The organism is Pseudarthrobacter sp. W1I19, assembly GCF_030817835.1.
Taxonomy (GTDB): Bacteria; Actinomycetota; Actinomycetes; order Actinomycetales; family Micrococcaceae; genus Arthrobacter.
Genome location: NZ_JAUSZR010000001.1, coordinates 355,924 through 367,831, shown reverse-complemented (window position 1 = coordinate 367,831; position 11,908 = coordinate 355,924). Strand labels below are relative to the sequence as shown.

The 11,908-nt window shown below is 62.1% G+C and carries 10 protein-coding genes; 1 reads left to right on the top strand and 9 read right to left on the bottom strand.

Going from position 1 to position 11,908, the window contains the following annotated elements; genetic code table 11:
* Positions 1-576 precede the first annotated feature (576 nt).
* The 3 genes from QF038_RS01665 to QF038_RS01655 form a co-directional block, all read right to left on the bottom strand.
* The gene (locus QF038_RS01665; protein ID WP_307608113.1) at positions 577-2,595 is read right to left on the bottom strand and encodes an ABC transporter ATP-binding protein; all 2,019 of its coding nucleotides are present in this window, start codon (positions 2,593-2,595) and stop codon (positions 577-579) included.
* Positions 2,592-4,340 carry an ABC transporter ATP-binding protein gene (locus QF038_RS01660; RefSeq protein WP_307608111.1) on the bottom strand — a complete coding sequence of 583 codons (1,749 nt, stop codon included), beginning with the start codon at positions 4,338-4,340 and terminating at the stop codon, positions 2,592-2,594. The genes QF038_RS01665 and QF038_RS01660 overlap by 4 nt, the downstream gene beginning before the upstream one ends.
* A 113-nt stretch (positions 4,341-4,453) precedes the next feature.
* Positions 4,454-5,371 carry a nitrilase-related carbon-nitrogen hydrolase gene (locus QF038_RS01655; protein ID WP_307608109.1) on the bottom strand — a complete coding sequence of 306 codons (918 nt, stop codon included), beginning with the start codon at positions 5,369-5,371 and terminating at the stop codon, positions 4,454-4,456.
* A gap of 143 nt (positions 5,372-5,514) precedes the next feature.
* Between QF038_RS01655 and QF038_RS01650 the strand changes: the two genes are divergently transcribed.
* Positions 5,515-5,922 (top strand): rhodanese-like domain-containing protein, encoded by a 408-nt coding sequence (locus QF038_RS01650; protein ID WP_307608107.1) that lies wholly within the window; start codon positions 5,515-5,517, stop codon positions 5,920-5,922.
* Positions 5,923-5,960: 38 nt separating this feature from the next.
* Here QF038_RS01650 and QF038_RS01645 read toward each other — a convergent pair whose 3' ends face one another.
* From QF038_RS01645 to QF038_RS01620, 6 genes are all read right to left on the bottom strand, one after another.
* A complete protein-coding gene (locus QF038_RS01645; RefSeq protein ID WP_307608105.1) occupies positions 5,961-6,581 on the bottom strand; it encodes a bifunctional 4-hydroxy-2-oxoglutarate aldolase/2-dehydro-3-deoxy-phosphogluconate aldolase in 621 nt (206 codons plus the stop codon).
* Positions 6,571-7,608, bottom strand: a complete 1,038-nt coding sequence (locus tag QF038_RS01640) for a sugar kinase (protein WP_307608103.1) — start codon at positions 7,606-7,608, stop codon at positions 6,571-6,573. Before QF038_RS01640 ends, QF038_RS01645 begins: the two co-directional genes overlap by 11 nt.
* Before the next feature lie 26 nt (positions 7,609-7,634).
* Complete coding sequence (locus tag QF038_RS01635) at positions 7,635-8,804, bottom strand: ABC transporter ATP-binding protein (RefSeq protein WP_307608101.1); 1,170 nt, start codon at positions 8,802-8,804, stop codon at positions 7,635-7,637.
* 4 nt (positions 8,805-8,808) lie between these two features.
* Positions 8,809-9,465 carry a carbohydrate ABC transporter permease gene (locus tag QF038_RS01630; RefSeq protein WP_307608099.1) on the bottom strand — a complete coding sequence of 219 codons (657 nt, stop codon included), beginning with the start codon at positions 9,463-9,465 and terminating at the stop codon, positions 8,809-8,811.
* Positions 9,466-9,641: 176 nt separating this feature from the next.
* Complete coding sequence (locus tag QF038_RS01625; RefSeq protein ID WP_307608097.1) at positions 9,642-10,580, bottom strand: carbohydrate ABC transporter permease; 939 nt, start codon at positions 10,578-10,580, stop codon at positions 9,642-9,644.
* Positions 10,581-10,642: 62 nt separating this feature from the next.
* Entirely contained in the window at positions 10,643-11,893 is a 1,251-nt protein-coding gene (locus QF038_RS01620; RefSeq protein ID WP_307608095.1) for a sugar ABC transporter substrate-binding protein, read from the bottom strand.
* Positions 11,894-11,908: the final 15 nt, after the last annotated feature.

Sequence of the window (11,908 nt, the reverse complement as noted above, 5' to 3'; positions counted from 1 at the left end):
GTACCAGAACGAAAAGATTCTACTGCCGGCACACGAGGGTCGGGAGTGGCTATACATGTTGGGGTTGTAACCAGGCACGTGAATCGCTGCTTAGAACGGGATATCGAAAGCACGTAGAACTCAGCACCGGTGCCGCGAACTCCGCCTCACGTAGCCCCTGCCCTGATAGGCGATGGTCAGGGCCATCCGACGGAGCCGTATTCCTCCACGAACGGCAGATGCGCGGGAAGCAGCCTCAGCACCGTCGCCGTCCTCATAGTTATATGGGAGCTGATTACAGGCAGGTCGCCGATATGTTTAAGCACGGGCTGTTCCCCTGGGTTAATGACCGTCGAATGTCCAGGCGAAGCGCGACACGAACTCCTTTGTTGGCCAGGCCTTCGCATAGGATGGGCCGTCGTTTCCTGCCTAGCCCATTTTGGTAAGGCGAGGCGTCAGACGGTTATCCTATACGCGCGCTTCGGGAGACGTCCCTAAGTTCGCGCTTGAGCTCGATTATGTGGGCCCTGCAGTTCCTACGATTATGTGGGCCCTGCAGTTCCTACTGAAAGTTGGCCGGGCCTGCACTTCTCGGAACTAAACCTCCGCCGTAGGAGCCGCGAACTGCGCCTCGTACAGCCGCGCATAAGCCCCGCCGGCAGCCAGCAGTGAAGCGTGCGTCCCCTGCTCCACGATCTGGCCGGCCTCCATCACCAGGATGAGGTCAGCGTCGCGGATCGTGGACAGGCGGTGCGCGATCACAAACGAAGTCCGGTCGGAACGCAAAGCGCTCATCGCCTTCTGCACCAGCACCTCGGTCCGGGTGTCCACCGAAGACGTCGCCTCGTCCAGGATCAGCACCGACGGTCGGGCCAGGAACGCCCGCGCAATCGTCAGCAACTGCTTCTCCCCCGCGGACACGTTCCCACCCTCATCCTCCAGCACCGTGTCGTACCCCTCGGGCAGTGACCGCACGAACCGGTCCACGTACGTCGCCCGCGCCGCCTCCAGAATCTCTGCCTCCGAAGCCGAAGGCCGCCCGTAAGCAATGTTGTCCCGGATGGTCCCACCAAACAGCCACGTGTCCTGCAGCACCATCCCCAGCCGCGAGCGCAGCTCGCGCCTCGGCACCGCGGTGACGTCCACGCCGTCGAGCGTTATCCGCCCGGCGTCCAGCTCGTAGAACCGCATCATCAGGTTCACCAGCGTGGTCTTGCCCGCCCCGGTGGGCCCCACAATCGCCACGGTCTGCCCCGGCTCCGCTACCAGGGAAAGCCCGGCGATCAGCGGCTTGTCCGGCGAGTACGAGAAGGACGCATCCTCGAACACCAGCCGCCCCCGCCCAAATACAGGACCAGTGGACGGGGCAGGCTCCACGGACTCCTCGTCCTCATCAAGCAACGAGAACACCCGCTCCGCCGAAGCCACCCCGGACTGCAGCAGGTTCGCCATGGACCCTAGCTGCGCCAGCGGCATGGTGAACTGGCGCGAGTACTGGATGAACGCCTGCACATCACCCAGCTGCATCGCACCGGACGCCACCTGCAGGCCGCCCACCACCGCGATCCCCACGTACACCAGGTTCCCGATGAACGTCATGGCCGGCATGATCAGCCCGGAAATGAACTGCGCCCCGAAACTTGCGTCGTACAGCTCCGCGTTCTTCTGCCGGAACCGCTCCTCCACCTCGCGCTGCCGACCGAACACCTTCACCAGCGCATGCCCGGTGTACGTCTCCTCGATCTGCCCGTTCAGCTCCCCCGTGTTCTTCCACTGCGCCACAAACAGCTTCTGCGAGCGCTTGGCAATCAGCGCCGTGATCCCCAGCGTCAGCGGAATGGTCACCAGCGCGATCAGCGCCAGCGTGGGCGAAAGGATCACCATCATCACCAGCACACCCACCACGGACAGCACCGACGTCACCGCCTGGCTGATGGTCTGCTGCAGGCTCTGCGAAATGTTGTCCACATCGTTCGTGACCCGGCTGAGCAGCTCGCCGCGCTGGATCGAATCGAAATACCGCAGCGGCAGCCGGTGGATCTTCGCCTCAATCTCCTCGCGCAGCCCGAACACCGTCCGCTGCACCACCCCGTTCAGCACATACGCCTGCACCCACATGAATCCCGACGCCAGCACATACAGCACCAGCGCCCACGTCAGCACGCTGCCCAGCGCGGCGAAGTCGATCCCCTGCCCCGGCGTCAGTGCCATGGGCGTCAGCATGTCCGCCTTCTGGTTCTCCCCCGCGGCCCGCAGCTGCGCGATCAGCTGCTCCTTGCCCACCCCGGCGGGCAGCTCCTTGGACACCACCCCGGCGAAAATCAGGTTGGTGCCCTCCCCCAGCAGCCGCGGCCCGATCACCTGCAGCGCAACGCTAATCACCGACGCCGCCAGCACCAGCAGCAGCCACGCCCGCTCCGGCCGCAGCTTCCCCAGCAGCCGCCTGGCCGACGGCCAGAAGTTCATCGCCTTCTCCGCCGGGACGTTCATCCCGGCGAAGGGCCCGCCACGTCCCGGTCCGCCTGCCGGACGTGGAATGCGTACGACGTCGGCACTTGCGGTTTTGGAGGCAGGTGCGGCCTTGGTGCCGGCTTCGCGAGTGGGTTCCGGGCTCATACCGTCTCCTCCGCCGCCAGCTGGGAGTTCACGATTTCGCGGTACGTCTCGGAGATCTCCAGCAGCTCACTGTGCGTTCCGCGCGCGACGATCCTGCCGTCGTCGAGCACTAAGATCTGGTCCGCGTCCACGATGCTGGACACGCGCTGGGCGATGATCACCAGCGTTGCGCCGGCGGTGCTGCGCTTGAGGGCCTGGCGCAGCCGGGCGTCCGTGCCGGTGTCAAGGGATGAGAACGAGTCGTCGAAGATGTACAGCTCGGGCCGCTTCACCAGGGCCCGGGCGATGGCCAGCCGCTGCCGCTGCCCGCCGGAGACGTTGGTGCCGCCCTGTGAGATGGGCGCATCCAGGCCGCCCTCCATCTCCTCCACGAAACCGCGGGCCTGGGCGATCTCCAGGGCTTGCCAGCATTCGTCGTCGGTGGCGTCCGGTTTGCCGTACTGCAGGTTGCTGCGCACGGTGCCGGTGAACAGGTAGGGCCGCTGCGGGACCAGGCCGATGTGCCCCCACAGCAGGTCCGGGTGCAGCTCGCGGACGTCCACGCCGTCGATCTTGACGGCGCCGGTGGTGGCGTCGAACAGCCGCGGCATGAGGTTCACCAGGGTGGTTTTGCCGGCGCCGGTGCTGCCGATGATCGCCGTCGTCTGCCCCGCCCTGGCGGTGAAGCTGATCCCGGACAGGACGGGCTGGTCGGCACCCGGGTAGGCGAATCCGGCGTCGACCATTTCCAGCTCGCCGCGCCGCCGCCCGTCGGGAGACATAACACTGCTGACGGGCTTCGCCGGCGGCCGCACGCTCGACTCCGTGCCCAGTACCGCGCCGATCCTGTCCGCCGAGACGGACGCGCGCGGGATCATCACGGCCATAAAGGTGGCCATCATGACGGACATCAGGATCTGCATGAGGTAGCTCAGGAACGCGATGAGGGTGCCCACCTGCATGGACCCGTCCTCGATCCGGAACGAGCCGAACCAGATCACCGCCACGCTGGACACGTTCATCACCAGCATCACCACGGGGAAGGCGAGCGCCATCAGCCGGCCGGCCCGGAGCGCGGTATCCGTGACGTCCTCGTTGGCCTGGGCGAAGCGGGCGCTCTCAATGTCCTCCCGTACGAAGGCGCGGACCACGCGGATGCCGGTGAGCTGCTCGCGCAGGACCCGGTTCACGGTGTCGATCCGCTTCTGCATCTTCCGGAACAGCGGCACCATCCGGAAGATGATCAGCCCCACCCCGGCCAGCAGCACGGGCACGGCGACGGCGATCAGCCAGGACAGCTGCACATCCTGCCGGACCGCCATGATCACCCCGCCGATGGCGAGCATCGGCGCGGCCACCATCATGGTGGCGCCCATCAGGACAAGCTGCTGGACCTGCTGGACGTCGTTCGTGGAGCGGGTGATCAGGCTGGGCGCGCCGAACTTGGTGACTTCCTGCTCGGAGAACTCGCCCACCCGGGAGAAGATGGCGCCGCGCAGGTCCCGGCCTGTGCCCATGGCCGCCTTCGCCCCGAAGTACACGGCGATCACGGCGCAGGCGATCTGCAGCAGGGTGATCCCCAGCATCAGCCCGCCCAGGTTGAGGATGACGCCGGTGTCCCCCTTGGCCACGCCCTCATCGATGATGTCCGCGTTCAGCGTGGGCAGGTACAGCGACGCGATGGACTGCGCCAGCTGGAAAACGACGACGGCGATCAGCAGCTGCCGGTGCGGCGGCAGGTATTCAACGAGTAACTTCCAGAGCATGCGCAGCTCCTGCCTGACACAGTGTCCACAAGTGGTGGTGCGAAGGTCAGTTTACGTCCGGAGGCTGGGAGGTGGGTGAGTTCGTTGCGTTATCTCTGGTGCCCAGGGCTACACTATTGAACCCGCGGCCGCGTGATGCTTGTGTAGTGCTCTGGACGCCGGTGATCGGAGAAGTTGAACACCTCCCGCCGATACCGCGTTACCATATCCAGATCAATTTCGGCTGTCACAATTTCATCATCGAGTGTTCTGGCGACTGCGACAATCTCCCCGGACGGAGCGATGATGGCGCTGCCGCCTATCTGGCTCACCCCTTCCTCAATTCCCGCCTTGGCTGTTCCGATGACCCACATTGAGTTTTGGTAGGCCCCGGCCTGCATGGACAGGTGGTTGTGGAAATCGGTCAGGTGGTCAGTTTCCGGAAGATGAGGATTGGATGCAGGCGTGTTGTACCCCAAACAGACAACCTCGGCGCCACCCAGGGCCAGCACCCGGTATGTTTCCGCCCAGCGCCGGTCATTGCAGATTGCGAGCCCAATCCTGGTGTTCCGCCATGCTTGCACTCCGAACCCAAGGTCCCCGACCTCGAAGTACTTCTTTTCCAGGTTTTGGAAAGGGGTTCCTGGTTGCACGTCGCGAAACCCCGGCAAATGGACTTTGCGGTAGCGATGGATGACGCGGCCGCCCTCGTCCACGAAAGCCGCGGTGTTGAACTGCCGCTCATCCATGGTTCGTTCCGCGAAGCCCAAAACGAATGCGACTCGCAGTGCGCTGGCCGCGTCAAACAGCGCCTGCGTGCCGGTCCCGGGGACATCTTCCTCGAAATAACTGAGAAGTTCCCCTTCGTCCTGTACAAGCCAGTGCGGAAAAAAGGGAGTCAAGGCGGCCTCCGGAAAAACCACCAGCTGCGCCCCTTCCGCCGCGGCTGCTTCAAGGAGCCGGATGAGGCGGGCCAAGGTCTCCGCTCGCGTCGCTGAACGGGGTACTGGCCCCAGCTGGGCCGCTGAAACTGTCAAGGTTCGGGTACTCATCAGACGCTTTCAGGAGTAGGGGGACCGGCGGCATCGGCCGGCGTAACGGGCTGTTTCGCACTGGAATCCACCGGCGGCAGAAGCCGCGGTACGCAGCGAGTAGGCGCCTACATAGGCGAGAGCGCTTCCGGTAAGTTGACCATATGACTACCCCTTCCGAGTTCTTCAGATCCAAGCTCCAGTATGAGATCGATGTAATGGACGTGGCAGACGGAATGTCTGCCGGGGAGCTCGTTCTGGTGGACACTCGGCGGCGCGCGTCCTGGGACCACGCTCATATCCCCGGAGCCCTACACATGCCGTCGGCAGAAATTATTACGGCTGCGCCGCACCACATTCCTCTGGGGAGCAATGTGGTGGTCTACTCCTGGGGCCCCGGCTGCAACGGGAGCACTGTAGGGGCGCTAGCTTTCGCTGAGCTCAAATATCCAGTGCGTGAAATGCTTGGCGGGATTGAATACTGGATCCGGAACGGGCTTCCAGTAGAAACCGCGGATGGCCTTATTTCAAGGGAAGTAGACCCGCTGGTGCGCGCATACGACCGGCCTTGAATGCCCCTGCCGAGTCAGGCCCGCTTGGCTGTTTCGCGCTATACCGGTCTCGGAGTACCCCGAGTGGCAATGATTTCTGTGATCAGATCGAGTTGGCGGCTGTCGGCCAGTGCTGAACCGACCGCGATCGTTGTGGCTCCTGCATCGAGGAAGACCGCCGCGTTGGAAGCGTCAATCCCGCCCGTGGCGACAAAGGAGACCCCCGGGAAGGGACCGCGCATGGCCTTGAACCATTCGGGCCCAAGAATGGATGCCGGGAATGCTTTGAGGACCGTACAGCCCAGACGTATTGCTGACTGTATCTCGCTCGGGGTGGCCACCCCGGGGAGGTGCGGCAGTTGCAGGTTGCGGCAGAGGCTGATGACTTCCGGGTCCAGACCCGGCGCGACCGTGAAGGCGACACCCATTTTGGCGCTTTGCCGCACCTGTTCTTCCGTCACGACGGTACCCGATCCGACCGGTTTTCCTCGTTCAGCCCCCGCTCGAACGACGGCTGCAAGCGACGGCACTGCGTCGGGGGATTGGATTGGGACCTCGACCAGATCTATGCCTAGATCCCATGCCTTCGAGGCCAATTCAACGGACCGCTGGGGGTCCATGTTGCGCAGGATTGCCATGACGGGTTGCCCCTGGAGCAGGCTGATGAGGTCAGTGGACACGCGTGTTTCCTTTCTGTGAGAGGGATTTCAGGTCGTGAAGGTGCGTAGCGTTAAGCCGGATTCCGGCCCAATCCTCGCCCTCAAGTGCGCTGGCTCCTACGATGTCCTCGGAGTCGGGCAGCACTGGCAGGTCGCTGACGTGCTGCAGGGTCAGTCCAGCCATGAGGTGTCCCAGACGGAGGGCCCTCGGGGTGTCAAAACCCCGCAGGAATCCCGAGAGATATCCCGCAGCGAATGCATCCCCGGCACCCACCGGTTCCACTATCTCCGCGGACAGGGCCGGTTGGTGGGTAATGGTCTGGCCGGTGAAGTGAACAGCTTCGATGCCGGCGTCCTTAACCACCAGGTGGGGCACGTCCGGAAGGATTGCGCGTACGTCCTCTGCTCGTTCGGTCCCCCACAGTGCTTGCGCCTCATCCCTGCCCACCACCACGATGTCTGCATGGCTGGCCAGCTCAAGCAAACGTGTGGCAGCTGTCTTCAGAGGCCAGAGGGCAGGGCGGTAGTTGACGTCAAAACTTATGAGGACATCCGGGGCGCGATGGTCAATGAGGATGTGCTGAAGCAGGTTATTGGCCGAGGACGAAAGCGCGGCGGTTATCCCTGAGACATGGCAAAGTGTCCGGTGTTCAAGGGCCAGTGTCGGAGAGTCGGTGGGGCTGAGTGCGGAGGCGGCCGAGCCGGCGCGGTAGTAAAACACGCGGCTTGCCCCCGGTTCACGGTCTTTGAAGTAGACCCCGGTCGGACGGTCCGGGTCCACCTGCACCCTGTCCAGGTGGACTCCGCGGCCGCGAAGGAAGTCGATGATGATGCGTCCGAAAGGATCGTCGCCGAGCCTGCTGATCCACTCGACGTCGTGGCCCAGGTGTGCGATCCCCGCCGCCACGTTGCTTTCCGCGCCCCCCACGTGAATGCCAAGGTGGCTGCTTTTGGCCAGGCGGCCGCTATCGGGTGTGAGCAGCACCATGGTTTCGCCCAGGCACAATATCGGCGGCGGCGTGCGCGCTGCCGTTCTTTTTGTGTTCATGGCTTTTCTAACTGTGTCGCCGACACCTAACTGGCGGCCATCTGCTCGGTGTCGAGCAGTTCGCCGTTGTCAGCTGAGTACCAAAGGACGTCCTCAGGGTCGAACGACACCGTGCACATCTGGCCGTGTTCGAGCCAAACGTCGCCCACCAGCTTTGCGTAGAACAGGTCGCGGGAAGCCCGCGCCCCCACTTCATTCTCATGGGCCTCGGTCCCGAACTTAAAACCAACAACCGTTTCCGCACCCAAGTGCTCCACCGTGATGACCTGCGCCTGGTAGCCCTGCTGCCGGTCGGGATGTACCTTGACCTTTTCGGCGCGGATGCCCAGCTGCATGGCCCGGTCCTCCGCTACTGAAGGGGCAAACGGCAGCAAGTTGCCGAACATCTCCGTTCCCTGCCCGGTTTGAGAGACAGGGATAAGGTTCATGGGTGGGGCCCCGATGAACTTGGCTACGAATGTGTTGGCGGGCCTGTCGTAGATCTCCTTGGGCGTCCCATACTGCTGGACCACCCCGTCATTGAGCACAATGATGCGTGTGCCCATCGTCATCGCCTCGACCTGGTCGTGGGTGACGTAGACGAAGGTCTTTTTCACCCTGTCGTGGAGTGCCGAGATTTCAGCCCTCATTTGGGTGCGGAGCTTGGCATCGAGATTGCTGAGGGGTTCGTCCAGCAGGTACAGCGCTGGTTCCCGGATCAGCGACCTTGCTACGGCAACTCGCTGGCGCTGCCCGCCCGAGAGCGCTTTTGGCCGACGGTCCAGATAGTCCGTCAATTCAAGCATTTCGGCCACCTGGTCGATCTTGGCGGCGATGTCCTTGCGCTTCATCAAGGCGCGCCGCGCAAAACCGCCCGCCACAGGGATGTGATGCCACCAACGGAAGTTGTCCATGACCAAAGGAAAGCCGATATTGGCGCGCACGCTCATATGGGGGTAGAGGGCGTACGACTGGAAAACAAACGCTATGTTGCGTTTCTTGGGCTCCAGGTTGTTGACCACGACGCCGTCGAAACGAAGCTCGCCGGAGGAAATATCAGTCAGACCGGCAATCATCCGCAGCATGGTTGACTTCCCGCACCCCGACGGCCCCAACAGGACCAGGAATTCCTTGTCGGGCACGGTTGCGTCGAAGTCCTTGATAACGGTGTTTCCGGCAAAATTCTTGCTGACCTGGTCAAATTCAATCGTTGGCATGGGACTATCCCTTTACTGATCCGGCGGTGAGTCCGGAGACGATCTTGCGCTGCATGAGGAGGAAGAAGACGACAGCCGGAACGGTAAACACCAGGGCCGCGCTGAACACAGTATCCAAGGGCGTCGAGAACTCTCCTATGAAGGAGGCGAGGCCGGTGGAGGCGACCCAGGAGGAACGGTCGCGGATGAACGTGGTGGCGAACAGGTATTCGTTCCACCCGTCAAAGAACGTGATGACGGCGGCGGCCGCCATGGACGGAGCCACGAGCGGGACCACCATGACCTGGAGAATGCTAAGGGGGCTGCAGCCGTCAACCCTCGCCGATTCCTCCAGCTCATAGGGGATGTTGTCGATGGCGGACTTGAGGATGAACAGGGCCACGGGCATCGCGAATGCCGTGTTTACGAGCACGAGGCCGCCGAGCTGGTTGAGCAGTCCTAGGGCTGCAAACAGCGAGTACAAGGGCACCACCAGCAGTGCCTCCGGAAGCATCTGTGTGGCGAAGAACAGGAAACCCATGGGTCCTTTGCCGACGAACTTATAACGGGAAAGTGCGTATGCTGCCATGGTCGCCAGGATCAGACTCAACAGAGTCGTTCCGAAGGCGACGACGGCGGAGTTGCCCATCCAGCGCAGAAAAGGCGTGTCGGTGGTCAGCACAGAGAAAAGATTAAGGGTGCGTGATAGATCGGGAACGACCCTCTGCTGACCTTGGTACAAATCGTTGGTGGGCGTCATGGCAGTATTGATGATCCAGAAGAGCGGGAACCCGGCAAGGCAGGTCAAAAGCAACGCCAGAAGTGCCCTCACGCCGACGCTTAGACGTCTGTTCGCAATCATTCGTTCATTCCGTTCTGCTTATTGGCCCGCTGCTCGACAACAAAATATATTGCGGTGACCACAAGGGAGAGCACCAGACCCAGCATGCCGGCCGCGGCCGCCAGTCCCAGCTGGCTGTTGTTGAAGGCCTCCCGATAAACGTCAATGACTATGGTGTTTGTTGCATCCACGGGCCCGCCACCGGTCAGCAACCAGATGATCTCGAAGCGCCTGAAAGACCAGATGGTCATCAGCAGTGCGACAACGCGCAGCGTGGGCAGCAGGAACGGTAGGACTACGAGCTTGAAGGTGCTGTAACTGTCTGCTCCATCGATGCGGGTTGCTTCGTAAAGGTCCTCGGGAACCGACTGCAGCGCTGCCAGTACCACCAGCATCACGAAGGGAGTGACCTTCCATACCGTCGCGATGACCACTGATGGCATCCCGTATGCCGGATCCGTCAGCCACCCACGTTCGCCTAGGCCGAGGGCACTGCTGGCATTGTTCGCGATGCCAGTCGAGTCGTTGTAGATCCATCTAAACACCAGCGCCACGGCCACTGTAGGAACAGCCCAAGGCATAACGATGACAGCCCGCGCCAAGGTGCGTCCCGGAAAGTACCGGTTGATAACAAAAGCCGAGACCGTGCCGAGCGTTAGCGACAGGACAACAGTGAAGGCGGTGTATACGAGCGTGGTGACCACTGACTTGAAGAACGCCCCTCCGCCCAGCAGGTGCTCATAGTTGTCGACGCCGATATAGCGTCCCGCAGTCGGGTTTAGAAGGCGTGTATTGGTGAAGCTGAGATCCAGACCCTTGAGTAGCGGGATGACGGCGAACAGCAGCAAGTACAGGACGGCCAGTCCAATAAAAAAATACGGAGTCCAGCTGAAGCGCTTGCGCCGGGGTGCTTGTGCCGGTGCCGGGCGGGCTGCAGTGGGGGTGGTGACGGTCATCGATGGGTCTCTCGATAGGGGCGGTCTGCCGGGCGGTAAGCCGCCCGACAGACCCGCGTTTGCTAGGGAGCCAGGCTGGAGGCCTGTTGCTGGGCAGCGTCCATCGCTTCCTTGGCCGAGATGCCCGTCGTGAGCATTCGCGCAACTTGGGTAAGGACGATAGTTCGCACCTGCGGCGTCTTAGTTTCGAACCCCGGAATTACCACCGAGGAAGAGTTCTCTAACTGCTTGTAAAAGGAGTCGATCCACGGATTGGCTTTTATCTTGGCGTCGGGGGCAGACACACCAGTAGCGATACCGGAGGGGAACAGCGCATCAACAAACTTGGACTGCGCATCGGCCGTCATCATCCACTTGATGAAATCCTTGGCAAGCTCCTTGTTTTTGGAGTTAGCGTTGATCCCGATGGAGAAACCGGCGTAGGCCGACCCGCCTTCAGGGAACGGCAATGGCGAGGCCGACACCTGGGTGGACTTCACGCCGTTCGGGCTGGAAACCATTGTTAGCAGGGCGGAGGAGTTGTCAATGACCATACCGACCTCCCCGGCGGAGAACTTGCTCCTGTACGTTGATGCGTCGTCGCCTACACCGAATCCGCCGGACTTGTACGCCTTGAGGAATGCATCGGCAGCGGCAATATTTTCGTCGCTGTTCAGGGTCAGCTTCTTGCCGTCTGACCACTTTCCGCCGAATCCGTAGACCCAGTTGCTGTAGTCGGTGAACCACGGCGCTTCCTCGTTGAGCTGGTGGCGGACAACAAAACCTGTCTTTCCGGTCTTATCCTTAATCGTCTTGGCAACCGTAGCCAGTTCGTCCGCGGACGTGGGAGGCTTCACGCCGGCCGCCGACATAATGTCGTTGTTGTAGAACAGTGCGTAGGGCACCGCTTCCCAGATCAGACCGAGCTGCTGACCGTCGAACTTGTAGTTTTCATTCGTCTTCCGGAGCGCTTTTTCACTGTCCGCATCCAAGAGTCCATCCAGTGGTTCAAGAGCACCGCTGGAGGCCAGTTCCGGAAAGAACGGATCCGGAATGATCAGGATGTCCGGTCCTGCACCCGAGCCGATTTGGGTGCTGATGGTTTTTTCGTAGTCAGCACGGGTGATTTCCTGCTTTTCGATCTTCGCCTTGGTGTTGACCTTTTCGTATTCCTTGACCGCGGCCAGGATGTTGTCGCCGCGGCCCTTCTCAAGCCACTGCCAGTTTGCGAAGGTAAGCGTTCCTCCCTCCGCCGCCGCCGGGCCTGTCTCCGCGGTGCCGCCGCCTCCTCCACCGCTGCAACCAGACAGCGCAAGGCTCAGGGCAACGGCCACGGCTCCGCTCTTCAT